Consider the following 25,779-nt stretch of genomic DNA (forward strand, 5'->3'; position numbering starts at 1 on the left):
GACGAATCATCGGCGCAGATCAACGATCAGTCGCATGAATCGCGTTGAACCCACCCCAACCTTCGCTGACTGGCTCAGCCCGCCGCGCCACCGTCAGGGGCTGCACCGGGTAGAGCAGCTTGTCCGCTGTGCCCCGATCGCACGAGGGGAACCGAACGTTCGCGAGTTGCGCGCTGCCGCAAATCCTCTCGACTGGGACACGGTCACCGTCGAGGCGGCAGAGGGCGGCGAGATCAGCGGCGACGAGTATCTGCGTCGCAGCCACACCGACGGGGTCATCGTGCTCAATGGGCAGGAGATCGTCTTCGAACGCTACTTCGGGGACTTCTCCGCGGACACTACGCACATCGTCATGTCGATCTCAAAGTCATTCTGCGGCATGCTTGCCGGAGTGCTGGTCGCGGCCGGCGACGTCGATCTCGCGGCGCAGGTTCGGTATTACGTTCCCGAGCTGGACGGGTCCTCGTTCGGCGCCGCGACCGTGCAGCAGCTGCTGGACATGACGGCTGCGCCGGACTACGACATGTCCTACCTGGCGCCGACCGCCGCGGTGCACGCGGGCGACAGGGCTGCCGGTTGGCGGCCACGGCTGCCGGGAGACGTGGTGGGCACCCGCGCCTTTCTGGCCGCGTTGCGTGGTGGCGGAAATCACGGCGCAGGATTCCAATATTGTTCGGGCACAACGGATGTATTGGCATGGGTGCTGGAACGGGCAGCTGGTCGTGGATACCGGGAGCTGATGGCGGAGCAGATCTGGTCCCGGATCGGCGCGGAGGCCGACGCGTTCGTCACCGTCGATGACCACGGCACACCTTATGCCTGCGCGGGCATGGGAATGCGCCTGCGAGATCTGGCTCGGTTCGGGCGGCTGATCCTCGATGACGGGCTACGCGACGGTGTGCCCGTCATTCCGGCCCGCTGGATCGCCGAAACCCGCAGTGGTGGCAGGTTCCCCACCACATCAGAATCGGACGCGACCAATACCGGCACGTACAAGAACCAATGGTGGGTCCCGGGCGATGCACACGAAAGCTTTTACGGGGTAGGAATTTTCGGCCAATACCTCTGGCTGGATCCGTCGGCTGACGTGGTCATCGCGAAGTTCTCCGCCGAGGATTCTCCGGTCGCCGAAACCCCCGAGTCGGTGCATGCATTGGCCGCCATCGCCCGAGCCGCAACCAGAACAACGCAGGAGATCTGACATGGAACACGGTTCGGCGTCCGGCGATGCGCTGGAGCAGCGCTCGATCGACTACATCCCACTCGACGAGCGCCATGGCAAACCGTGGCACCTGTTCACCATCTGGTTCTCGAGCAACGTTCAGATCACCGGATTCGTCAACGGGGTACTTGCGGTGACGATCGGGCTCGATCTGCCGTGGGCGGTCGGGGCGATCCTGGTCGGGAATCTGGTCGGCGGGCTCTTCATGGCCTATCACTCGATTCAGGGACCGCGACTCGGCGTCCCGCAGATGATCCAGAGCCGCGCCCAGTTCGGCTTTCTCGGCGCATTGCTGCCGGTGGTCTTCGTGCTGCTGATGTACATGGGGTTTCAGATCGAGGGTGGCGTCATCACGGGGCAGGCCCTCGCGAACTGGGCACATATCTCCCTCACGTGGTCGATCGTCATCCAGATCGCGGTCCCGTCGGTCATCGCGATCGTCGGCTACAAGCTCCTGCACCTGTCCTCGCGTGTTGTCAGTGTGGTGTCGGTCGTGCTGTTCGCGGTGCTGACATTCGCGCTGACGGATCATCTGCCGGCGACACTGCCCGCCGGTCCGGTACCGACGTTCGGCACCGTGCTGCTGGCCGTCTCGCTTTTCGTCTCCTGGCAGCTGACCTGGGCGCCGTATGTGTCGGACTACTCGCGGTATCTGCCGGAGGACACCCCCTCGCGGACGACATTCATGTGGACATACCTCGGCTCGGCCGTCGGTGCGTCGTGGGTGATGATCCTCGGTGCGATGGCCGCCACGATCAGTGCCGAGGCCGTCGGCGAAGACGCGGTCGGAATGCTCAGCAACCAGGTGCCGGGCTTGAGTTCGGTGATCCTGCTCGCCATCGTGATCGGTGCTGTGCCGGCCGGGGCGTACGGGGCCTACGGGATGTATCTGACTGCGGTCAGCGCGATCTCGGTCAAGGGCCACGGTTCGTCGACCGCATTGGTACGCACGGTCTTCATCGTGGCCACCGGCGCGATCGCCACCGCCGCCACGTTGCTGGCCAGTGGGCACATCCTGGAGACGGTCCAGAACATCACCCTGTTCCTGCTGTATCTGCTCGTACCGTGGACGGCGATCAACCTCACGGACTTCTACCTTGTGCGACGCGGTCATTACAACGTCGGGGAACTGTTCAAGGCCCGCGGCGAATACGGTTTGGTCAACTGGCCGGCGCTGGTGATCTACCTGGTGGCGATCGGCGCCGAGATCCCCTTCATCAACAGCAGCCTGTATGTGGGCCCGATCGTCGGGCATCTCGGTGGAGCCGACATCTCATGGATCGTCGGGCTCGTGGTGGCCACCGTCCTCTATCTGGCCTACACCCGCCTGACAGCGCAGAGGATGCCCGCAACCGTGGAGACGCTTGTCGAGGCGTAGTCCGGTGCAGGCGCACGGTTCGCCGAAACTGGTGCGCCTGCACCTGTCGCGGCGCTCTTAGACTTCTCGACAAGAGCCCGCTCCGCGCTCCTTTTCAGGGAGGTCCGCCCATGTCACAACCCGGTCAGCCGCCCGGCTATCCGCCGCAGCAGCCCGGCTATCCGGCGCCGCCGGGTCCGCCGCAGTACCCGCCTCCGCCGGCCGAGCCGATCTTCCAGGTCTCAGCCATGACACACATCGGTGCACTCGTGTTCTGGTTCAACCAGACCCGACACGTCACGGGCACCTACGCCCAGTGCGACGCGGCGCTGCGCAGCGCCTTGACGCAGAATCTGCTGCTGGGCTGGTGGAGCTTCCTGTCGATTCTGATCATGAACTGGATTGCGTTGGGCCACAACATGACTGCCCGACGCAAACTCCGTCAGGATGCCCAGCAGGCGCAGGCGTACGCCGAGTGGTGGTATCAGTACATCGCGCCGACGGTCACACCCGGCCGCTAGCCGAGTGACTCCCAGAATCCGCTGAGGGCGGCTGCGCCGGGCGCCGGGTCCTGCACCATCCACCAGTGCCCCAGGCCCTCGAGAACCGCGGTCTCGGCGCCGGCCCGCTCGGCCGCTCGCCGCCGCACCGCGTCGGAGCCGATGTAGGGGTCGTCGGTCGCCAGCAGCGACAGGCCCGGCCGCGCTTGAGCCTTCTCCAGTGCCCGGCCTGCCTCGGCCATCGCCGGTTGGCGCGCCGAGCGGTACAGCGCCAGGATCGCCTTGCCCATGTCCGGCCCCTGAGCCGCGGCGATCTGCGTCGCGATGTCGATGGGTATGCCCAGCGCGGCCATCTGGGCCGCGCGGTCCTCGACCGTGCCGCCGAGCATGGCGTCCACGGCCTGCTCACCGTCGCCAGGGGTCTGCCACACCTGGGCCAGGTCGTGCCAGACGTACTCGGGGTCGAACAGTCCGACGACGTCGCTGGCCCAACTGCGCACCAGCTCCGGCCGGTGCATCACGACATTGAGGACATGGCCGCCGCCCCAGTCGTGGCCCACGAGATCGACCGGGCCGTCGATACCCTCCAGTTGCGCCTCGAGCCAGTCGCGGTACTCCAGATACGTCGCCGTGAACCCGTCGGGCAGCGGCGCGCCGAACCCCGGAGGAGACAACCGGATGACGTCGTCGCGCCCGAGCGCTGCCACGAGCGGATCCCAGAGCGCGTCGGACTCCGGATTGCCGTGCACGAGAACCACCGTCATAGCGTCATCCTCGCGGCCGCGGCCGGAGATCTCATCGGTTCGGCGAAATCGATGTGATGGCCCTGAAGCCACGCCATCGAGCGTCCGCCGTCGCGTTCCATTCGTCTGAAGACCACAGGCAGAAACGCGTCGCGGACCCTGCGTGCAACGGGGCCTGCGGCCTTGGAGTTCGCCGACCGGGCCCCGTATTTGACGATCCGTTCGACGCGGGTGCGCCGAGCCGATTCGAAGAGGGCAAAGGCCTCGCCGATCTCGCGGGTATCGCGCAGGCATTTGGCGAGGATGACGGCGTCTTCGAGCGACATGGCGGCCCCCTGCCCGGCCGACGGCGCGGTTGCGTGGGCAGCATCGCCGATCACGATCATCCGTTCGTTGGACCAGTGCTTCACGACGGGCATGTCGTAGGTAGCCCACCCGAAAAGAGGCCCTGGAGCAGCATCGATGATGCGGGGTGCAGGGCCGACGTCACCGTCCATCAGCTCGTGTAACCAGGTGCGCCACTGGCTGTCCGGCAGCCCGGAGAGAACACCGTCCGCGGGTTCGCGGGCCATCGGCGGGTTGGCGAACCACACCGTGCCGCCATCGGGCGCGGCCATCCATGCGAAGAAGCAGCGGGTGCCGAACTGCATGCGGAATTCTCGGGGCGGCACGTCGACGGTGAAGCCGGGGATGTGACCGCCGATGTTGAGCACCGGCACATAGCGTGGGGGTACCGCCGCAGGGTCGATGAGGGTGCGCACCCGGGAGTGGATGCCGTCGCAACCGATCAACAGGTCCCCGGTGGCGTGGTCGCCGTCGGCGAAGAGAGCCTCGACTCCGCGGGGCGTCACGCGTGCGTCGACGAGTTCCTTACCGGTCGCGATCCCTACGCCGTGTTCGGCGGCGACGTGGGTCAGCGTGCGGTAGAGCTCGTCGCGCCGCATCATCTGCGAAAGCTGGCCGTCGGCACGGGGGCTCGCGAGCGGCATGCGGCCGAGGCGGCGGCCTTTCCCGTTGACGAAGCTGATGGTCTCCAGCTCGAATCCGAGCGCTTCGACCGGTTCGGCGATACCCAGCGCACGCAGCGCGTCCATGCCGTTGGCCTGAAACGTCAACCACGATCCGCCGCGGTGCTCGAGCGACGGTCGCCGTTCGAACAGCAGCGCCTCGATACCGATGCGCTGCAGGGCGATCGCCAGGACTGGGCCTGCGACGCCGGCGCCGATCACCAGTGCGCGTGTCATGTCGAAATCCCTTCCGCGACCATGACCATGAAGTATCTTGATAGTCAAGCGAAAAATAGTATGGAAGTCGAGTTACTTGATTGTCAAGACGAATGGAAGCGGAAGAGGCACTGGCGAATGCGATCGCGCGTTATCAGGCCGCCGTCGATGACTTCGACCGCGAAAGCGCGCGGGTGCTCGGTATCAACGAGACCGACCTGCGCTGCCTGGAGATCCTGATCCGGGAGGAGAGCGAGGCGACGCCGCGGATGCTGGCCGACCGGCTGGGCCTGACCACCGGCAGCGTGACGACGCTGCTCGACCGGTTGGAGAAACTGGACTACGTCACGCGAACGGCCCATCCGGGCGATCGGCGCAAGGTGATCGTCACTGCCACGGATGCGGCGACCCGGCGCGCGTACGAACTCATCGACCCACTGATCGCCGACGGCGCCAAACTGCTGCGCGATTACACCGTCGACCAACTCCAGCTGATCACCCAGTTCCTCGCCCGTACCGCCGATCTGCAGGATCGGCACATCGAGCGGCTGCGGCAGCTACGCACGTGAGGGTTGAGCCACCGGCTACCGCCCGCCCCGCCACGCGTTAACTGGGACCGCTGGGCACATGAACAGCTCGCGCATAGCCGCACGTAGTGTCGTATCCGACGCAATACTGATAGCCGCCGTGACATCGTGACGCCAGGAGATGCTAAAGAAATGAGCTCCGACAAGCCGACCATCATCTACACGCTCACCGACGAGGCGCCGCTGCTCGCGACGTACGCGTTTCTGCCCGTCATCCGTGCTTTCACCGACCCGGCCGGCATCAATGTCGAGACCAGCGACATCTCGGTGGCGGCCCGCATCCTGGCCGAGTTCGGTGACTACCTGACCGAGGACCAGCGCGTCCCGGACAACCTGGCCGAGCTCGGCCGGCTCACGCAGCTTCCGGACACCAACATCATCAAGCTGCCCAACATCAGCGCCTCGGTACCGCAGCTGGTGGCCGCCATCAAGGAGCTGCAGGAGAAGGGCTACGCCGTCCCGGACTATCCCGGCGACGCGAAGACCGACGACGAGAAGGCCATCAAGGACCGCTACGCCAAGGTCCTCGGCAGCGCAGTCAACCCGGTGTTGCGTGAAGGCAACTCGGACCGCCGCGCGCCCAAGGCGGTCAAGGAGTACGCCCGCAAGCACCCGCACAGCATGGGCAAATGGTCGCAGGCGTCGCGCACTCACGTGGCCACCATGAAACACGGCGACTTCTACCACGGCGAGAAGTCGATGACGCTCGACAAGGCCCACAACGTACGCATGGAGCTGGTGACCACCGACGGCGAGACCATCGTGCTCAAGCCCGAGGTGAAACTCGACGCAGGCGACGTCATCGACAGCATGTTCATGAGCGTCAAGGCACTGCGCGAATTCTACGAAGAGCAGATGGAAGACGCCTACAAGACGGGCGTGATGTTCTCGCTGCACGTCAAGGCCACCATGATGAAGGTCAGCCACCCGATCGTGTTCGGCCACGCGGTCAAGATCTTCTACAAGGAAGCCTTCGAAAAGCATCAGAAGCTCTTCGACGAGCTGGGCGTCAACGTCAACAACGGCCTGTCCGATCTCTACGCCAAGATCGAGTCGTTGCCCGCGTCACTGCACGAAGAGATCATCCGCGACCTGCACGCCTGCCACGAGCACCGGCCCGAGCTGGCCATGGTCGATTCGGCCAAGGGCATCTCGAACTTCCACTCGCCCAGCGACGTCATCGTCGACGCCTCGATGCCTGCGATGATCCGGCTCGGCGGCAAGATGTACGGCGCCGACGGCCGCACCAAGGACACCAAGGCGGTCAACCCGGAGTCGACGTTCTCCCGGATCTACCAGGAGATGATCAACTTCTGTAAGACCCACGGCCAGTTCGATCCGACGACGATGGGCACCGTCCCCAACGTGGGTCTGATGGCACAGCAGGCCGAGGAGTACGGCAGCCACGACAAGACGTTCGAGGTTCCCGCGGACGGCGTCGCCAACATCGTCGACAACGAGACCGGCGAGGTGCTGCTGAGCCAGAACGTCGAGACAGGCGACATCTGGCGCATGCCGATCGTCAAGGACGCGCCGATCCAGGATTGGGTCAAGCTCGCCGTCAACCGGGCCCGGATCTCCGGCATGCCGGTGGTGTTCTGGCTGGATCAGGAGCGCCCGCACGAGGCCGAGCTGCGCAAGAAGGTCAACCTGTACCTCAAGGACCACGACACCGAGGGCCTCGACATCCAGATCATGTCGCAGGAACGCGCGATGCGGCACACCATCGAGCGGGCGATGCGGGGTCAGGACACCATCGCGGCGACCGGCAACATCCTGCGTGACTACCTCACCGACCTGTTCCCGATCTTGGAGCTGGGCACCAGCGCCAAGATGCTCTCCATCGTGCCGCTGATGGCCGGTGGCGGACTCTACGAGACCGGAGCCGGCGGCTCGGCGCCCAAGCACGTGCATCAGCTGGTCGAGGAGAACCACCTGCGCTGGGATTCGCTCGGCGAGTTCCTGGCGCTGGGCGCCAGCCTGGAGGACCTGAGCAACAAGTCCGGCAACAAGAAGGCCGCGATCCTCGCGAAGACACTCGACTCCGCGACCGGCAAGCTGCTGGACAACAACAAAGGCCCGTCACGCAAGACCGGTGAGCTCGACAACCGCGGCAGCCAGTTCTACCTGGCGATGTACTGGGCGGAGGAGCTCGCGGCCCAGACCGACGATCCGGAGCTGGCCAAGCACTTCGCACCGCTGGCCAAGGCACTGGCCGAGAACGAGGACACCATCGTCTCCGAGCTCGCCGCGGTGCAGGGCAAGCCGGTCGACATCGGTGGCTACTACTCCGCAGACCCGGACAAGACCAGTGCGGTGATGCGGCCGAGCGAGACGTTCAACTCGACCCTGGCGGCGGCCGCCGAGTAGGGCCTCGCGGCGGCACAGGCCTGACCTGCGCGAGCCCAACCCGATTTCACCCGATGTCGGTGCCGTGGCCTATCTTGGACCGTCTGGCGAACGACATGGGGGAAATCAGGTGGAGGACAACGCGGTGCTGTCGGCCGCCGAGTTACTCGAACTCAACCGTGAAGTTCAGGGCTCGCGCGCAGTCCGGCTGTTGGCCACTCTGAACCTCGGCGTGTACGCAACGCTGATGGAACGCCACCTGTCGGGTGGCACCGTGGCCGAGACCGATCTGGTGGTACGGCTCGAGCGTGACCTCGCCGAGCTCGGCGACTCCGAGCAGTCCGGGCTGGCCCTCATCAAGAGCTGGGCCAGCCAGGGCTGGCTGCACCGGGTGGCCGACACGCGTACCGGTCACGAGCGCAACGTCTGCTACCTGACCCAGGACGCGCGCCGGGCGCTGGATTTCGTGCGGGGAGTACGCCGTAACGACACCATCGCGACCGGTGGGTCCATCAACGGCATCGCGTCGCGGCTCAAGCAGGTGGCGGTGCGGGTCGGCAACGACCCCGACCGGATCCGGGCCGGCATCGAGGCCGAGATCGCGGCGCTGCACGCCGAGCTCGATGAGCTCGACGCCGGTTTACGGCCGGACCCCGATGTCACCGCGATGTACGACGAGGCGCGCGCCATCGCGATGCAGATGGAACGGCTGATCACCGACATCGGTCTCTACGGCAGCATGATCGAGCAGGCCACCGCCGCGCTCGACGATCCGATCGACAGCAACGCCGATTACCGCGACCGCCAGCGCCAGATGTACGCCGACTACCAGGAGGCCTGGGATTCGGCAGGCCGGGACTCGCATCGCGCGTTCCTGCGGATGATCAACGATCCGCAGCAGCGCGCCGAGTTCGAGGCCGACATCGCCACCGTCGCGGCCACGCTGCCCGAGCTCGACCCGGCGCTGCGCAAGGTGATGGCGAGCTTCTTCGAGCTGGTCGGGCATCAAATCGACGAGGTGGAACGCATCCAGCAGCGCTGCGCCCAGCGGGTCAAGCGGTTCACCGCATTCGGCACGCTCGAGCAGAGCCGCGGTGTGGCGCGTCAGCTCAACGACGCCATCGGCGCCGCCCGCGCGCTGCTGAAGGTGTCGCTGACCGATTCACGCCTCGACCTCGATGTGCCGCTGGCCCGGCACACCATCAGCTCGATCGGCGCACTGAGCTTCCGGATCAACGACCTGTCCGCGCCGAAGCCCGCGCAGATCGCCGACGGCGAGGTGGACCTGTCCACGTTCGCGGCTCTGACCACGCAGGTGGACGCACCCGCCATGTCGGAGATGATCAACACCGCGCTGCGGCAGGCCCCGGTGTCGCTGCCGGAAGCGGTGGGAATGCTCGACTCGGCGTACCTCGGCCACGTCATCGTGTTGTGGTCGTGGGCGCTCAAGCAGCCTCGAACGGCCGGCGACGCGGCGACCGCCCCGGCATCCACCACGGTCAGATTCCAATCCCTGGACGGCAGGGATCGCGAGATGGAGGTACCGCACCTCGTGTTCACCGAACCGATTATGGGGTCAGCATCGTGACCGACGGGGAGCCGAAATGACCGACGAGCGCCTGCGCGAGGAGCCGAAATGACCGACGCGCCCATCGATTTCGCGTCACTTCCGGAGGTCGACCGCAACGGTCGGGCCCCGCAACAGCGTCGGCCGCGCTTCGACGGTGACGTCAGCGCGATGCCCGACCGGGCCTGCTGGGCCCTGCAGCACCTGTTGACGCGGCGCTACATCAGCAGCGAATCCGACACCGACGTCTACAGCTGGGTCAAGGAGTACCGCTCCGACCTCGCTGTGCGGTTGTCCGAACTCGACCTGCAGCTGCGCATCGTCGACGACATCGGCATCGCCTTCATCGAGCAGGCCCGCTACGAATCCGCCAAGGGCATCAAGCTGTTACGCCGCGAACCGCTCGGCACCTACGATTCGATCCTCGCCCTGCACCTCGCGCAGATGATGCGTGCCGGTGGCGACCAGAGCTTCCTGATCACCCGCGATGAGATCCACGGCCTGTTCTCCGGAGTGCTCAACGACACCGACCGCGACACCGTCACGTTCACCGCGCGCATCGACGCGGCCATCGCCCGGCTCGCGGGCCTGGACATCCTGCGCAAGACCCGCGATGACGAGGACAGCTACACCGTCAGCCCCGTCATCAGCGCGATCATGACGGCGTCGGTGATCACCGAACTGCAGCAGCAGTTCGAGGCTCTGCTGAATGGGGGTGGCGACGATGCCGTCCGCGACTGAACAGTTCCACCTGTCCCGACTGCAGATCATCAACTGGGGCGTGTTCGACGGCTACCACTCGATCCCGTTCAGCGCAGGCGGCTCGCTGATCGCGGGTGCCTCCGGAAGCGGCAAATCCTCACTGCTGGACGCCATTTCGCTGGGCTTCCTGCCGTTCAACCGACGCAATTTCAACGCCTCGGGTGACAACACCGCGGCCGGGTCCAGCGCAGGCAGGCGCACCGTCGACAAATATGTCCGCGGCGCGTGGGGACAGCGCAGCGACGGCGGAGCCAGTCAGGTGATGTACCTGCGGGGTGAGGGGACCACCTGGTCTGCAGTCGGCGTGACATACCGCAGCAACACCGGGCGCACCATCACCGGCCTCGTGCTCAAGTGGCTCACCGGGGAATCCCGCTCTGACTCGTCGAGCCGATATGTCCTGGGCGACGGTGACCTCGACATCGAAGAAGTCTGCAACCGTTGGGCTGCGGGGCGTTTCGATACGGGCGTGTTCAAAGGTGACCGGGGCGAGCGAAGCGACGGGATAAATAGCGGCTGGAAGTTCACCACCAAGGTGGAATCGCAGTACCTGGCCCAGCTCTACGCGGCTATCGGCATCCGCGCGTCCGAAGCCGCGCAGCAGCTGCTGGGCAAGGCCAAGTCGCTGAAAAGCGTTGGCGGGCTTGAACAGTTCGTGCGCGAGTTCATGCTCGACGAGCCCGACAGCCTGGCCCGGCTGCCGGAGGCGCTCAAACAGATCGACCCGCTGGTGGAGGCCCGCGAGCTGCTGGCCGTCGCGCAGCGCAAGCGCAAGATCCTCGGCGACATCGAAGCCATCCAGATCCGCTACACCTCGGAATCCTCCGACCTGGGCATCATCGATCTGGTGGACCAGCCGTTGGTGCGGGCCTACACCGACCATGTGCGGCTCAAGCAGTGCCCGGCCCAGATCGAAACCCTGGACGCCGAGGTAACCCAGCTCGACAACGAGCACGCCGATCTGACCAGGCAGCTCAATCTGGCCAAGGCTGAAGGGGATTCGCTCAACGCGCAGATCAACGGCGCCAGCACCAACGTCGGCCCGCTGCAGGCGCAGGTGGCCGCGGCCGAAGCGCAGGCCGAAGAGGTCTCGCGCCGGCGCGCGGCCTACGAGGATCTGGTGGGCGCGCAGGGCATCGAGCCGCCCGAGTCCGCCGACGAGTTCTGGAATCTGCGTGAGGAACTCACCCGGCAGGCCACCGAGATGCTCGGCAAGCTGGAATGGGGCCGCGACGCGTCGACCGATGCCGAGTACGCCCAGAAGTCGGCCCGCATCGTCCGCGACAACGCCGCCAAGGAGCTCAAGCGCGTCGAGCACGTGGGTTCGGCCCTGCCCGAGTCGGCGGTCGCCATGCGCGAAAACATCTGCAGTGCAGTCGGTATCGACCCCGCGGAGCTGCCGTACGTCGCCGAGCTGCTCGACCTGCGCCCCGAGGAGGCCCGCTGGCGGCTGGCCGTGGAGAAAGTGCTGCGGCCTGTCGGCCTGCGGCTGCTGGTGCCCGATCAGCACTACGCCAAGGTGCTGCGCTTCGTCAACGAGACCAACATGCGCGGCCGCCTGGCGCTGCATCACGTCCGAGTGACCTCCACCGGTCGCGTGGCAGAACCGAACACGTTGGCGGGCAAGCTGTTTGTCGTCGACCCGGCGCATCCGTGTGCGGCCGAGGCAGCCGACGTGATCGCCGCCGCCGGTGACCACATCTGCGTCGACACCCCCGATGTGTTCTCCCGGTTCCGCCGCGCAGTCACCGATTCCGGGCTGTACAAGGATTCCGATCGGTTGGCCATCAAGGACGACCGTCGGCCGATCAAACCGTCGGAATACATCTACCAGGGCGATATCGCGGCCAAGTTGGACGCGTTGACGGCCGAGCTGACCGAAGCAGAGGACGCCTTCCAGCAGGCGCGGCACGCAGCGGATGAGATTGCCCGCCAACGGCAGCAGTGGCGTGATCAGGCCGCGGCCTGCAAGGCGATCTACGAGCAGTATCCGCAGTGGAGCCAGATCGACACCGAGACCGCCGACGGGCATGCCGACCGCCTCCGTGAGCAGTACGAGCTGTTGCTGGCCGACAATCCCGACATCGAGGCCCTCAGCGCACGGGCCGAGGAGATCTGGAGCAACATCCAGACCCTGATGACCCGACGCGGCGTGATCCAGACACGTCGCGATGAACTGGACAGGCGTCGCACCCGGCTGCTGGAACTGCAGGAGCGGCTCGCGCCCGCCGCGGTGTCCGAACCCATCAGTGAACTGCTGCACCGCTACGCCGCGGAGATCCCCGTGGAGCTGGAGCTGCTCAATCCCGAGCCGCACCGCGACGCGTTGTTCACCGCGATCCGGCGCGAACGCGACCAGCTGACCGAAAGCCGCAGGCGTTCATACGACGAACTGGCCCGCATCATCGCCACGTTCGACACCTCGTTCCCCGACGCGATTCCGAACGACTCGGATGACTTCGACGAACGGGTGCACGATTACGTCGCGGTGTGCCGCCACATCGATGAACGCGAGCTGCCCGACGCCTACGAGCGGATGATGCGGCTCATCACCGAGCAGGCCCCCGACGCGATCCTGACCCTGCACCGGGTGGCCGAACAGGAGACCCGCCGGATCAGCGACCAGATAGCCAGGGTGAACACCGGGCTGGGTGCCGTCGAATTCAACCGCGGCACAAGGCTGACGCTGCGGGCCACCCCGCGCAGCCTGGCCGCGGTCTCGGAGCTGACCGACATCGTCAAGGCCATTTCGCGGCGCATCGCAGAGGTGGGCCTCGGCGACAAGAAGGCCATCCTCGATCAGTACGCGGACATCCTGCGGCTGCGAAACCGCTTGGCCAGCAACACACCTGAGGACCGCGCCTGGACGCGCGACGCGCTCGACGTGCGCAACCGGTTCGCGTTCGACTGCGCGGAGTGGGATGTGCGCAGTGACGAGTTGATCCGCACGCACAGCAACGCGGGCGACAACTCCGGCGGCGAGCAGGAGAAGCTGATGGCGTTCTGCCTGGCAGGCGCGCTGAGCTTCAACCTGGCCAGCCCCGAAAGCGGGGACAACACCCCGGTTTTCGCGCAGTTGATGCTGGACGAGGCGTTTTCGAAGTCTGATCCGCAGTTCGCCTCTCAGGCGCTGGAAGCGTTCCGCAAGTTCGGTTTCCAGCTGGTGATCGTGGCGACCGTGCAGAACGCCACCACCATCCAGCCCTACATCGACGGCGTGGTGATGGTGTCCAAGACCGAGGCGACCGGTCGCAACGCCCGCCCCGTCGCGACCGTCGTCACCAAGACCATCAGCGATTTCAGCGCCCTGCGGCGGGATCTGAAGGTGCCCGAGCCGGTCTGATATTTGCGCTGCGGTCGTCGAGTTGCGGCGTCAGTTTCTGTGGTGCTCGGCGAAGCTGTCGTCGCGGTGTAGTCGGCGTTCGATAGTGTGCGGTGAGCCCCGAAACTTGTCGGTGGTCTCCGCCATAATGGTGGTATGTCCTCGCAGCCAACATCTTTCGCTGATGATGGGGTCAGCCCTGCGCAGCGGGTGGAGGTGTTGTTCGAAGAGTTGTCGGAGTTGGCCGGGCAGCGCAATGCGATCGACGGGCGCATGGTCGACATCGTCGCCGAACTGGAGCGCGACGGGTTGTGGGGCGCCACCGGGGCCCGGTCGATCACCTCGTTGGTGGCCTGGAAGACTGGGATCACCCCCAACAATGCCGAGACGGTGGTGGCGGTGGCGCGGCGAGCCGAGGACTTCCCGCTCTGCGTGGAGGGCCTGCGGGAGGGCCGGTTGTCGCTCGATCAGGTGGGGGTGATCGCTGAGCGCGCCGCCGACGGTTCCGATGCGCACTACGCGGAGTTGGCCGCGGTGGCGACCGTGGCCCAGCTGCGCACCGCGGTGAAACTGGAACCCAAACCCGAACCGCCGGCCGACCCCGACCCGGAAGCGGAAGCCGAGCCGGTGGTGCCGGAGCCCAAACGCTCGTTCACCAAAGTCGAGCATGACGATTGCACGACGTATCAGATCACCCTGCCGCGGTTGGAGGCGGCGAAACTCGATGCCGGGATGCGCTCGCATCAGGAGGCGCTGATCGCGGCATGGAAACGTGACCACGAGAATGCCGACCACGTCTCGGAGCAGGCACCACCCTTCCCGACCACCGTGGATGCCTTCATGAGTCTGGTCGAGGCGGGGTGGGATGCTGATGTGGCGGCCCGCCCGCACGGGCAACACACCACCGTCGTGGTGCATGTTGATCTCGACCGCGATGGCGAGAAACCCGTTGCTGCCCTGCATCTGGGCCCGGTGCTGTCTGAGGATGAGCGGCGTTACCTGACATGTGATGCGACGTGTGAGGTGTGGTTCGAACGCCACGGACAACCGATCGGGGCGGGGCGTCGCGCCCGCACCGTCAACCGCCGGCTGCGCCGCGCCTTGGAGTATCGCGATCGGTGCTGCGCGGTGCCCGGCTGCGGAGCCACCCGCGGATTGCACGCTCACCACATCGCCCACTGGGAGGATGGCGGACCCACCGAACTGTGCAACCTCGTGCTGCTCTGCGCTTTTCATCATCGGTTGCATCACCGTGGGGGCATCACCATCACCGGTCCCGCCGAACGGCTCAGGGTCACCGACGCCACCGGCCGAGAATTACATGGCGGTTCGTTGGCGCGGCCACCGACCACACCGCCACCGAATGTCCCGCCCTATCGCGGACCGACCGGCGAACGCGCCGACTGGTGGTGGTACACCCCCTTCCAACCCGAGCCACCACCATCGCCCAACTAGGCGCAAGCCCGGCAGCGTGCCGGGCCGGATAACGCTGGCCACCAGGCGAATTCGCTTATGGGCGGGCCGGGCGATCTAGGATTTTCGAACCAAAGACGGATCCCGGTGCACGCCAATAGCACGTGATGACGATCGTGCACGCCCATAACGCGAGCGCGTGGCGCTCCGCCGTCGCAGCTGAACCATCTCCGGTGCGCGAACGCCAGCGTTCGATTCCGCGTTGTGCGTGCAACCAGCCTCAGCGGAATTCGCCTGCCTGTACCGAAACCCACTCTTGCCCAGGCACTCCGAAATTGGGCGCCAGGCACTACGCCGGTTTGACCCCGACGGTGATCAGATCGGAGATCGGCGTCCAGAACGGCCGGCGGACCCGGTGCTGGTTGGCAACGGTGAACCCGGCGCCGGCGAACAGCGCCAGCAATTCCGACTCGGACGGGTTGTGCGCTGGGCTCCACACCGCCGCGGACAGCGCCTGCAGCACCGGAATCGGTTGGCGTGGACTGATGGTCGTGACCGCGACGATGCCTCCCGGGGCGAGGACGCGGTGGAACTCGGCCAGCGCGGCGGGCTGGTCGAAGAAGTGGAACGCCGACGTGGTCACCACGGCATCGAGGAAACCGTCCTCAAACGGCAACTCCTCGGCGGGAGCCGACATCCACCGCACCCGGTCGGACCGCTTGCGGGCCTGGGCCAGCATGCCCTCGGACATGTCGATGCCGTACACCTCGTCGGGCCGCAACTCACGCTGGATGCGGTCAGCCAGGATGCCGGTGCCGCACGCGATATCGGCGATCTGGGTCGAACCATGCTGCCGCAGCTGGGCGATGACCTCGTCCTGAGCGGGCCGGTAGACCCAACGCTGCACGCACCGCTGGTCGTAGGCCGGAGCGGCGAAGCTCCAGAACCGGGTGACGGTGTCGTTGAATCCGCGGCGTTGCGTGGTTGTCACCGGTCCGAGTGTAGGCGCGCGGTCAGGGTGGGCTCATGGCCGAACGAATGACCTCGAAATCATGCTCATCGATCTCGAAAACGCCGAACCGGAACCGGTACCCCCAGCGTTTCTTGTCTTCCACGAAGTCGAGATCGTCGATCAGCGGCCGGATCGGGGCTTCCTCGCAGGCCAGGAAATCCATCGCCCGGCGCCACGGCCGCAAGTCCGGGGCCACCTCGGCTTGATACGGCTCGTCGTCGCTGACCTGGCCGATCGCGGTGAACGCCTGCAGCGGTGGCCCGTCGGGGAAGGTGGTCCTCGGTGAGTAGAAGACGATCCAGTCGCCGCGCGCCATCTTGCGCAGCATGTGCGGCTTGCCGTGGTTGGCCTGGGTGAAGCCGCCGGCCACCCCGCGCGCGACGTGGTCCCGGCTGACCGTGTTGATCCAGTAGGTCATGACGGCACGCTACGGCGGGCCACCGACAGTTCGGCCTCAGCGCAGTGTGTATGCCGTCATCGACAGCGACCCGAAGGTGTAGCCGCTGATCAGCACCTCCGCGGAAGTGGTTGCCGCGGAAGCAAGTCCGGCGAAGTACAGGAACGGGATGAAGTGGTCCGGGGTGGGTACGGCCAGCGGATAGTCGCGGTGGGCGTCGAGGGTGAGGATGTCGGCGGGGGAGTCGAGCACCTGCTCGCGCGCGGCGTCGTCGAATCGCTGCGCCCAGTCGTATCCGTCGTCGGGACGCGCAGCGTCCATCCCGGCCAGGTTGTGCACGATGTTGCCGCTGGCCAGCACCAGCACGCCGCGGTCACGCAGCGCGGCGAGCTTGGCCCCGAGTTGCAGGTGGTAGTCGGCGGGTTCGTTGGCGTTGATGGCCAACTGCACCACCGGGATCGAGGCGTCGGGGAAGGCGTGCACCAGCACCGACCAGGTCCCGTGGTCGATACCCCAGCTGTCGACGTCGGCGCCCACCCAGGTGGGATGAACGGTGTCGCTGATCTCCTCGGCCAGTTCCGGCAGGCCGGGCGCCGGGTACTGCACGTCGAACAGCTCACGCGGGAATCCGTAGAAGTCGTGGATGGTGCGTGGTCTCGGCATCGCAGTGACCGCCGTGGCATTGATGTACCAGTGCGCGCTGACCACCAGGATGGCCCGTGGCCGGGGCACCGAGCGGCCGAATTCCCGCCAGGCGGCGGTGTACCGGTTGGATTCGATGGCGTTCATCGGGCTGCCGTGCCCGATGAACGCTGCTGGCATCACAGGCCCCATCGGACCAGGCTAACGCTGGTGCCGGCTCAGCCGCCCCACGTGTCGTAGCCGACCAGCCCGGCAACCCATTTGGTGCCGGGAGAGGGGTTCCGGCCGGGTTAGGCTCAAGGCGGCCGTTGCACGTGGAACACCGAAGGAGGCTGGAGGCGGTAGTGGCGCAGCCCAACACGCAGCGGTACGCATGGCAAACGCGGGCCGATTACGATCGAGTCTCCGCACCAACATTGACGGGTATTCCGTGTGCAATGGTGGTGGAATTTGACGCAGAATCACGCGTAGTCGACGGCGGGACTGATAAATGACATACGGCGGGTACGGGGGTGGCCCGACAGGTCCGTTCGGCAACGATCCGTTCGCCGGACAAGGTGGAGGCTTTCCTCCAGCAGGTCCACCGGGATTTCCGGGCGCACCGGGAGGTCCGCCAGGGTTTCCGCCGCAGGGCCCGCCTCCGGGCTATCCGCCGGGGCCGCCGGGATACGGGCCGCCGCCCGGCCCGCAGTCGGGTCAGACCAACGCGCTGGCAACCCTGTCGATCGTCTTCGGCGTCGTCTTTGCGCCCATCGGGGCGGTTTTGGGGCACCTGGCGCTGTCACAGATCAAGAAGACCGGTGAGAGGGGCCGTGAACGCGCCCTGATCGGGCTGACGGTTTCTTATCTGATGATCTTCGTGGCGATCATCGCGCTCGTCGTGTTCCTGGTGCTGAACAAGAACGATTCGTCGTCCTCGACCACGACCACCACGACGACGACGTCGAAGACCAGCACGTCGAAGACCACCACCAAGAAGTCGACGACGCGCACCACCGTGCCTGCGCCGCCGCCACCGCCGCAGCCTCAGCAGGTCCACGTCACCGATCTGCGGGCCGGGGACTGTATTCAGGTAGAGGAGCATGGGGCGTCTCCGAACAGCCCGGATGCCAAGGCGGTCACGATGGTGCGGTCGGCATGCCTGGCGATCCCGGGGGTCTATCGCGTCGACAAGGTGGCACCGACAAACGTGTGCACAGACCAGTTCATCGCAGATGCCGACGAGACGATCTTCGCCTGCATCTCGCCTTATCGCGGCTGACATGGGTTCCGCGCGTATGCGAACGGACCGCTGTGACAACCCGGGCAGAAGTTAGCTGACGGGGGCCTGGGCCGAGATGTCTCCGATAGAGTCGTGCAATGCCGCCCGACCGGTGTTCACAGCAACCACAGCGGGCTGCTGCCGACGCATTCGCGCGGTCGCCAACGCCTGGATGACCGGATCGCAGACGGGAGGATTGGGGCGGTCATGAGCAATCCGAACCCGTTCGATTTCAGCGACTTCGGACCACCGAAGCGGCAGAGCCAGCCCGGCGCACCGGCCGGTGCGCCGCCGGCGCCGCAGTCCGGCGGTTTCGACCCGTGGGCGGGGCAACCTCCGGGGCAACCGCGTGCCCAGCACACGCAGCCTCAGGACGCGTTCGGTTCCGCGCCGGATCCGGGTAACTACGGAGCCGCCGACGCGTTCGGCCAGTCCGCCGCCGTGACGCCGGGAGCAACCCTGCAGACCGCAGGCCCGCCGCTGGTCTGGTTCGCGGTGGCGCTCGGGCTGGCGTTGCTCGGCGTCATCGTCGGCGTCCTCGGCGCGGTCCTCGGCCTCGGCTGGCCGACCGCGGTAGCCGGGTGGTTGTTGGCCGGGCCCGTCGCGATCGGGGCGCTGGCGTTCTACACCCGGGTGGACACCCGCAGAAGGACCGAATTCGTCTATTCGGCGCCCGGCTGGACGACGACGTTGTACTGGGTGGTCTTGGCGGTGTGCCTCATCGGCATCGCCGTCGGCGCCTGGCAGATCGCCCTGTGGGCAGGCAGGTTATAGGGGATGGCTCGGGGGATCATCAGGTTCGTGGCCGCGGACGCGAGGAGCATAAGAATCGCCGTCGTGGCCGTACTGGCCGCGGCGGTCGTGTTGATGGGCTGGGCGCCGGTGGCGTCGGCGGAAACGCCGTCGGGCGGTGCGAAGCGATTCGGCGCGTGCCTGGCCGCCCAGAAGACCGGCGACCTGCTGCTGCTGTTCGACGAGTCGGGCAGCCTGCAGCAGACAGACCCCGACGGCGCCCGCGTGGACGCGGCCCGCTACCTGTTGCAAACCCTTGGCCGCTACGCCGACCGAGTCGACGCAAAGCTTGACGTGGCCGCGGCCGGGTTCTCCGACACCTATAAGCCGGAACACGATTGGAGTGAGCTCACCGCCGCGACCGCCGACGCGACGGCCCAGCAGCTGAACGAGATCAAGTCGAAGAACAACGGTCTTGACACCGATTACTGGCAGGCGCTCGACGGAGCGCGGCAGGCGTTGGCCGCGCGCGGGCAGGGCCCGGATGGCGGGCAGCGCTGCCAGGCCATCGCGTGGTTCTCCGACGGCCAGATCGACTTCACGCCCCGCCAGGTGACCAAGCCGTACGCCGAGGGCGTGGACCTGAGCACACAGGCCGGCGTGGACCAGGCCAAACAGAAGTCGATCGACTCCATCTGCCGTGCGGGTGGGTTGGCCGACCAGATCCGTTCGGCTGAGATCGTGACACTGGCCGTCGGTCTGGGCGCCAAGGAAACCCCCGCCGACTTCGACGTCATGAGCGCGATCGCGACCGGCAAGGGCCTCAACGGGATGAAGTGCGGCAACATCACCGATCCCGTGCCCGGCGACTTCTATCCGGTGTCCAACATCGACGACATGCTGTTCGCCTTCGATTCGCTGACCCCGGATCCCGGCATCAACACCCAGGGCCCGGTCTGCCAGCTGCAGGTGTGCCCGGAGGCGCGGCACAACTTCGTGCTGGACAAGTCGATCAAGTCGGTGAACATCCTCGGCTCGGGCGATGTGACGGGCGTCGTCCCGTACCTCGTGTCGCCATCGGGCCAGACCGTCGAGCTGCCCAAGAAGGACGGCAAGGTCAACGTCGAGGTCGGTGGCACGCCGGTCAGCTACGAATGGCAGTCCGAAACGGCGCAGTCCATCGCGATCAACAACGCGGGCAGCGGCGAATGGGCGGGCCAGTGGGCCATCGTCTACGTCGACACCACCGGCGAGCATGCCGACGCGGTGTCGAAGGTCAACATTCACATCAGCACCGACATCTTCCCGGCGCTGCTCAACGCCGACAAGGTCCAGTGGCGCAGCGGCGCGACCGTCGACAACCTGACTTTCGGGCTGGTCGACGCCAAGGGCAAGCCGGTGCCGACCGACAGCCTGGCCGGCACCGCGGAGATGACGGTCCAGCTCGTGCCCGACGGCAAGGAACCCATCTCGCTGCTGGACGCTGCGGCCAAGGAGGACATCGGCAAGCCGGTCAAGGCCGACCTGTCGAAGATCAACCCGGGCCGCGCGACGCTCAAGATGTCGCTGGTCGTCACGACGGCGCCGGCCGTCGACCCGGCGGGCGTGCAGATCGCTCCCGGCACCAAACTCTCACCGCAGGACAAGACCGAGACCGTGCAGATCTTGCCGAAGCTGGGGCTGCCCACGCCGGGTGAGCGGATCGATTTCGGCACCGTGCAGGCGGCCAAGGGCGTGACGGCACAACTGGCCATCACCGGCCCGGGCTGTGCGTGGATCGCCGACGGCGAAGCCATCAAGACCACGGCCAGCCCAGACGACATCGGCACCGCGACGGTCACCTCGCCGTCGAACTCGTCGGGCAATTGCCTCAAGGTCGAGGAAGGCCAGACCGGGCAGTTGCAGGTCACCCTGCGCACCGAGCACGACGGGCACGGCGGCCTCAACGGCACGGTGCCCGTACACGTCGCGGCGCTCGACCACCCCGATGACGGGCAGACCGTCGACGTGCCGTTCGTGGCATCGCTGATCAAGCCGCTGAACACCACCAATTTCGTGCTGGTGCTCATCGCGGCGCTGCTGCTGGGCCCGGGCATCCCGCTGGGCCTGCTGTATCTGTCCAAGTGGTGGGTGACCAAGATTCCCAACACCCCGCTGCTGGCCGAGCGCATCCCCGTCGAGGTCAACCAGGACATGACCCTGCGCAACGGGGAACCGTTCGCCATGGCGGAGACCGACCTGGTGCAGCCGGTGACCGGGCTGACCGACGGCGTCCGGAGGCTGTCGGTGCTGGGTGTCACGCTCAACGCCGTGATGGGCCGCAGCCCGTTTGGCGCGGGCCGCGTCGTGGTCGACGCAGGCAACCTGCTGAGCGTCAGTTCCGAACTGCCGGGCACCGACGGCACCGGGCTGCATGCGGTCCTGCCGTTGGCCGTGCACAACACCTGGGTGGTCTTGCATGATCCGCGCGGACCCTCATCGCAGGCCGAGGTGCTGCTGCTGGTCAGCGGTAACACCGACACCGCGGCCAGGGAGAAGATCTTCGAAGAGGTGGCCCGCCGGCTGCCCGAGCTGCTCAACGGTCTGCGCCTGCGCGCGGTGCAGGCCGGGCAGGCCTCGCCGTATGACGATCAGGGCCAGGGCGGCTCACCGTTCGGCGAGGGTGCCGGGGGAGGCGCTCCGACGGGTTATGACCCGTTCGGTGGTGGTGGCGGTCCGGCGCCGATGGCCCCGGTCGGCTCCCACGCTCAGTCTCCGCAAGGTGCGGATCCGTTCGGCTCGTCGAACCCGTCCGATCCGTTCGGTGGCAGCGCCGCGAGGCCCGCCCCGTCGGCCCCGCGTCCCGACCCGCATGAGGTGACTCAGCACGCCCCGGTGGACTACCGGCCGGGTGCCAACCCGCCTCCGCCGGACCCGTATGAGGTGACCCAGCAGGCGCCCATCACCTATCAGCCGGGCGGGTATCCGCCGCAGCAGCCGCAGCAGCCGCAGCAACCGCAGCAGCCGCAACAGCCGCCTCAACAGCAGCCGCCGCAGCAACAGCAGCCGCCGCCCGATGACCGGCGGGGCGGCCCGCCCCCGGCGCCGCCTCAGCGGTATGACTCTGATCCGTTCGACCCCTTTGGTGGAGGAGCCTGATGCGTCGATTCCTGGTAGTCGGATGCGGTGGTTCGGGTGGCGCCACGTTGGCGTTCATGATGGACCAGCTGCGTTCCGAACTGCATGCCGCCGGCATCGAAAAGCTGTTGGCCGGTTGGCAATTCGTGCACATCGACGTCCCGAGCGCGGCGGAGTCCGGGCCTGAGGGGCTGGCGAACGTGCCGACCCAGGGTGGCAGCTACATCGGCTGCGGTCCGCAGGGCAGCAGCTACGCGATCCTCGACGGGGCGCTCTCGCAGCGGCTCGCCGCGGGCGGTGCGCTCGACACCATCGCCACCTGGGCGCCGCGCAACCCGCAGGAGGTCACCAACCCGATCTCGGCGGGCGCCGGGCAGTACCGCGCGATCGGCCGGATGATCACGCTGAGCAAGGCCAGCGAGATCCACGCGCGGCTGCAGTCGGCCTGGGACACGCTGTTCCGGGTCGAGACCATCTCGGAGATGGCCAACGCGAGCGTGCCGGGCATGGGCCGGTTCGACCCGAACGAGCCGCCGCTGGTGCTGGTGGTGTCGTCGATGGCCGGCGGCGCTGGCGCGTCGATGGCCCTGGACGTGTGCCGGCTGCTGACCCTGGTCACCGGGCTCGATCCCAAGCTCATGGGTGTGTTCATGGTGACGCCCGACATCTTCGATTCGCTGCCCGAGAGCGCCCGCACCGGCGTGCGTGCCAATGCCCTGGCCATGCTCGGCGAGATCGTCGCCAGCCAAGCCGGCGCCGCCCGCGAGCACGACGTGCGGATCATGCGGGCCCTGGGCCAGCATCACGGCGACGGCGAACCCATCCCGTTCGCGCGCGTGTTCCCGGTCGGCCGCTACATCGGTGCGGACCGCACGCTGTTCGGTGACGGTTCGCAGAACGCCGTCTACCGCGGTCTGGCGCGTGGCCTGGCCGGGTTGATGATGAGCGGCAAGGCCAGCGATCAGTTCGTCTCCTACGACCTCGGTAACACCGCATCGCCGGTCGGCGACCGGGACGTCCTGGGCTGGGGCATCTCGTCGTGGGATGTATTGCCTTGGGGCACTTATGGTTTCTCCAGCCTGAGCATGGGCCGCGACCGGTACGCCGAGTACGCCGCGCAGCGGTTGGCTCGCAGTGCGGCCGACAAGCTGCTGTTCGGGCACATCCAGCACGGCAACCCCGCGTCGAGCAACGAGCAGTTGGACACGCTGCTCAGCAGTCAGTGGCAGACGCACTGCGGTGAACTGCGCATCCCGGATCAGACAGGCGACGAGCAGACGCGCGTCGGCATCCTGGGCAACTGGATCGCCACCGGAGCGTTCGCGCCCGAGGCCGTGGCGGGCGCGGTCAACAATCTGATCGAACGGCAATTGCGGGGCTTCCTGCCCAATCCGCAGGGCATGTCCGCCGAGCAGTGGGTGCCGATCTTCCGCCAGGCGGTGCTCAACCGGCGCGCCGATCTGGCCCGCACCTGCGCCGAGATCGGTTATGCGATGGCCTACAGCTGGCACCGCGAATTCGCCGAGCACCTCGAGCAGGTGGTCGGCGCGGCCGCGGCGACCCTCGGTCTGCCGTACGCCCGCGAACTCGTCGACCGGTTGCGCAGGCACATCGACGACGTGCTGGCGCCGGGCGTCGCGCAACTGGGCGCGATGGGCCCGCCCGACATCGTCGCGGTTCCTCCGCAGGTCGACGCCGCGCTGCGCTCGCTGCGCGGCGTGATGACCAACGCCGACCAGGTGCTGGCGATGGCGCTCGACGGCTTCCGGTCCTCGGTGCGCCGCCAGCTCTACGCCGACGCGGCCGCCCGGATCGCCGATGTGATGCGGGTGATGGGCGCTGAACTGCTTGCCCCGCTGCGGGATTCGCTCGGTGAAGCGATGATCCTGCTGGAGAAGGCGCGCGCCGAACCGCCGTCGGACATCGGCCTGGCCCGGCTGTCCACCGACCAGTACGTGGCCTGGCCCGCCGACTCCGACGAGTTGGTGCCCGCCCGCTTCGCCGAGGCCAACAACGAGGTGCTGCTGATCAGTTCGTCGGCCTTCAAGCAGCGCTATGAGACCGATCTGCCCAAGGCTGTGGCGGGCGCGCACGCGATGATCCCGCTGCGCACCGCCGTCGACGACGCCAGCACCCGGGTGATCCTGGGCCAGTGGCAGACCACCGGCGGCGTCTCCGCACCCGGCGGGCTCACCGAGGTCACCTCGACATGGGTGACCCGGGCGCTGGGCACCGACCCAGAGACCGGGCGGCCGCGCGTTCCGGCCATGGCGCAGTTCGACATTCACACCCGGCCTGCCGAACTGCTGGCTCGCGCGCGGCTCTACGTGGGCCGGCCGGGCGAGGCGTTCGAGGAGTTCTGCCGGGTGTCGCTGCGCGACTACGTGCAGGGTGTCGGCGCAGCGGAATCCGAGATCAGCACGCGTCGCCGCGACATCGCGACCAAGTTCAACGAGGCCCTCTCCCTGGCCCGCCCGCTGGCCAGCGTCAACGATCAGGCGCTGCAACGGGTGCACCCCGGCCAACAGGTCGAGTACCGGTACAAGTTCTCCGAGGTGCCGTTCGCCGGGCAGCCGGTGGCCGACGCACTGGCCGAAGTACTGCGCGCCAACCCGCGTATCGACCAGGCCACCAAGGACAACTACGGCCGTTCGTTGTCCGACGAGGACAGCGTCACCCGCATCGACATCTTCGGGTCGTACCCGAACTACTCGCCGTTGGCGTTCGACTCGGTGCTCAAGCCTGCCGCGCAGCAGTGGGCCCAGACCGCTGGCCCGGGCCGCGGCCAGTTCTGGCGGTACCGGCGCTCGCGGCCGCTGTCGGCGTCGCTGCCGATGACCGACGACGAGCGGCGCACCATGACCGCGGGCTGGTTCCTCGGTCAGATCCTGGGCCGCATCCAGATCCCCGCCTCGCCGTACAACGACCCGGTCCGCATCTACGACGGCGCCGACAACCAGTGGCTCGCCTTCCCCAACCCGCTGCTCACCCCGCCGTCGGCGTTCACTGCGTCCTACGACTGGTTGCCCGCGGTGCTGGAGGGCATCCTGCTGGCCATCGCGACGTCGCACGAGCCGCCGGTGATGCGGTCACTGCGGCCCTACGGCGCGCTGCGTGAGCTGTACGACTCGCACAGCCAAGACCCGGCCAGCGGCATCGTCGAGCTGTCCGCGGCAGGGCTGCTGCGCGAGTTCCTGCGGTCGGGGTCGTCCGGGCAGGGCGTCACGTCCCGGGTCGGCCCGATTGCGGCGGCCCAGACTCCCGAGGAGCGCCGTGCCGCTGCGGAGACCTGGCTGAGCAGTGTCCGCGACGTCGCCGCGCAGTACCTGCCGGCAGACACGCCGGGAGCCACCCCGGAAGGTGCGTTCACGACAATCACGACCCGGTCGAAGGCGTCCAAGACGCCGATCTTCCGTGACGTCGCCCCGGACGTGTACTGGGCCACCGATGCGCTGATCAAGCTGGTCAACCGGGAGGCCGACGCGCTCGCGCGCGGCGAGCAGGCCGGTGCCGCAGCATTTTTGGACGACGCGGGCAGTTCGGTGGTCATCCCCGACGGCGGGACGTTCTGAC

At 67.1% G+C, this 25,779-nt stretch carries 18 protein-coding genes; 13 read left to right on the forward strand and 5 right to left on the reverse strand.

What is annotated here, in order from left to right:
• Window positions 1-34 precede the first annotated feature (34 nt).
• From A5784_RS29355 to A5784_RS38885, 3 genes are all read left to right on the forward strand, one after another.
• Window positions 35-1,201 carry a serine hydrolase domain-containing protein gene (locus A5784_RS29355; protein ID WP_064948385.1) on the forward strand — a complete coding sequence of 389 codons (1,167 nt, stop codon included), beginning with the start codon at window positions 35-37 and terminating at the stop codon, window positions 1,199-1,201.
• A 1-nt stretch (window position 1,202) separates the two neighbouring features.
• Window positions 1,203-2,600, forward strand: a complete 1,398-nt coding sequence (locus A5784_RS29360) for a purine-cytosine permease family protein (protein WP_064948386.1) — start codon at window positions 1,203-1,205, stop codon at window positions 2,598-2,600.
• 110 nt (window positions 2,601-2,710) lie between these two features.
• On the forward strand, window positions 2,711-3,100 hold the full coding sequence (locus A5784_RS38885; protein ID WP_064948387.1) for a hypothetical protein: 390 nt from the start codon (window positions 2,711-2,713) through the stop codon (window positions 3,098-3,100).
• Here the strand turns inward: A5784_RS38885 and A5784_RS29370 are convergent.
• Window positions 3,097-3,843 carry an alpha/beta fold hydrolase gene (locus A5784_RS29370; protein ID WP_064948388.1) on the reverse strand — a complete coding sequence of 249 codons (747 nt, stop codon included), beginning with the start codon at window positions 3,841-3,843 and terminating at the stop codon, window positions 3,097-3,099. The genes A5784_RS38885 and A5784_RS29370 overlap by 4 nt on opposite strands.
• Entirely contained in the window at window positions 3,840-5,066 is a 1,227-nt protein-coding gene (locus tag A5784_RS29375; RefSeq protein WP_064948389.1) for an FAD-dependent oxidoreductase, read from the reverse strand. Before A5784_RS29375 ends, A5784_RS29370 begins: the two co-directional genes overlap by 4 nt.
• Window positions 5,067-5,158: 92 nt before the next feature.
• Here A5784_RS29375 and A5784_RS29380 point away from each other — a divergent pair, with 92 nt between their 5' ends.
• From A5784_RS29380 to A5784_RS29405, 6 genes are all read left to right on the forward strand, one after another.
• Window positions 5,159-5,614, forward strand: a complete 456-nt coding sequence (locus A5784_RS29380; protein WP_064948390.1) for a MarR family winged helix-turn-helix transcriptional regulator — start codon at window positions 5,159-5,161, stop codon at window positions 5,612-5,614.
• A gap of 150 nt (window positions 5,615-5,764) precedes the next feature.
• The gene (locus tag A5784_RS29385) at window positions 5,765-8,002 is read left to right on the forward strand and encodes an NADP-dependent isocitrate dehydrogenase (RefSeq protein WP_064948391.1); all 2,238 of its coding nucleotides are present in this window, start codon (window positions 5,765-5,767) and stop codon (window positions 8,000-8,002) included.
• A gap of 109 nt (window positions 8,003-8,111) precedes the next feature.
• Window positions 8,112-9,569, forward strand: coding sequence for a DUF3375 domain-containing protein (locus A5784_RS29390; protein WP_064948392.1), 1,458 nt, complete (start codon window positions 8,112-8,114; stop codon window positions 9,567-9,569).
• A gap of 48 nt (window positions 9,570-9,617) precedes the next feature.
• A complete protein-coding gene (locus A5784_RS29395; RefSeq protein WP_064948393.1) occupies window positions 9,618-10,289 on the forward strand; it encodes a DUF4194 domain-containing protein in 672 nt (223 codons plus the stop codon).
• Window positions 10,273-13,653: an ATP-binding protein gene (locus A5784_RS29400; RefSeq protein WP_064948432.1), complete on the forward strand. Its 3,381-nt coding sequence runs from the start codon at window positions 10,273-10,275 to the stop codon at window positions 13,651-13,653. The genes A5784_RS29395 and A5784_RS29400 overlap by 17 nt, the downstream gene beginning before the upstream one ends.
• Before the next feature lie 135 nt (window positions 13,654-13,788).
• Window positions 13,789-15,087 carry an HNH endonuclease signature motif containing protein gene (locus A5784_RS29405; RefSeq protein ID WP_064948394.1) on the forward strand — a complete coding sequence of 433 codons (1,299 nt, stop codon included), beginning with the start codon at window positions 13,789-13,791 and terminating at the stop codon, window positions 15,085-15,087.
• A gap of 307 nt (window positions 15,088-15,394) precedes the next feature.
• On the opposite strand, the gene A5784_RS29410 is transcribed toward A5784_RS29405, so the two are convergent.
• From A5784_RS29410 to ygiD, 3 genes are read right to left on the reverse strand one after another with little or no spacing between them, the layout of a single operon-like run.
• On the reverse strand, window positions 15,395-16,036 hold the full coding sequence (locus A5784_RS29410; protein WP_064948395.1) for a class I SAM-dependent methyltransferase: 642 nt from the start codon (window positions 16,034-16,036) through the stop codon (window positions 15,395-15,397).
• A gap of 22 nt (window positions 16,037-16,058) precedes the next feature.
• Window positions 16,059-16,475 carry an EVE domain-containing protein gene (locus A5784_RS29415; protein ID WP_064948396.1) on the reverse strand — a complete coding sequence of 139 codons (417 nt, stop codon included), beginning with the start codon at window positions 16,473-16,475 and terminating at the stop codon, window positions 16,059-16,061.
• A 36-nt stretch (window positions 16,476-16,511) separates the two neighbouring features.
• The gene (gene ygiD / locus A5784_RS29420) at window positions 16,512-17,276 is read right to left on the reverse strand and encodes a 4,5-DOPA-extradiol-dioxygenase (protein ID WP_064948397.1); all 765 of its coding nucleotides are present in this window, start codon (window positions 17,274-17,276) and stop codon (window positions 16,512-16,514) included.
• 310 nt (window positions 17,277-17,586) lie between these two features.
• On the opposite strand from ygiD, the gene A5784_RS29425 reads away from it, so the two are divergent.
• From A5784_RS29425 to A5784_RS29440, 4 genes are all read left to right on the forward strand, one after another.
• The gene (locus tag A5784_RS29425) at window positions 17,587-18,357 is read left to right on the forward strand and encodes a DUF4190 domain-containing protein (protein ID WP_156750847.1); all 771 of its coding nucleotides are present in this window, start codon (window positions 17,587-17,589) and stop codon (window positions 18,355-18,357) included.
• Between the two features lie 207 nt (window positions 18,358-18,564).
• Complete coding sequence (locus tag A5784_RS29430) at window positions 18,565-19,131, forward strand: COX15/CtaA family protein (protein ID WP_064948398.1); 567 nt, start codon at window positions 18,565-18,567, stop codon at window positions 19,129-19,131.
• Between the two features lie 63 nt (window positions 19,132-19,194).
• On the forward strand, window positions 19,195-22,227 hold the full coding sequence (locus tag A5784_RS29435; protein WP_197514914.1) for a vWA domain-containing protein: 3,033 nt from the start codon (window positions 19,195-19,197) through the stop codon (window positions 22,225-22,227).
• Window positions 22,227-25,778 carry a tubulin-like doman-containing protein gene (locus A5784_RS29440; protein WP_064948399.1) on the forward strand — a complete coding sequence of 1,184 codons (3,552 nt, stop codon included), beginning with the start codon at window positions 22,227-22,229 and terminating at the stop codon, window positions 25,776-25,778. Before A5784_RS29435 ends, A5784_RS29440 begins: the two co-directional genes overlap by 1 nt.
• Window position 25,779 lies beyond the last annotated feature (1 nt).

The sequence above is a fragment of the Mycobacterium sp. 852013-50091_SCH5140682 genome, assembly GCF_001665685.1.
In the GTDB taxonomy this organism is placed as follows: Bacteria; Actinomycetota; Actinomycetes; order Mycobacteriales; family Mycobacteriaceae; genus Mycobacterium.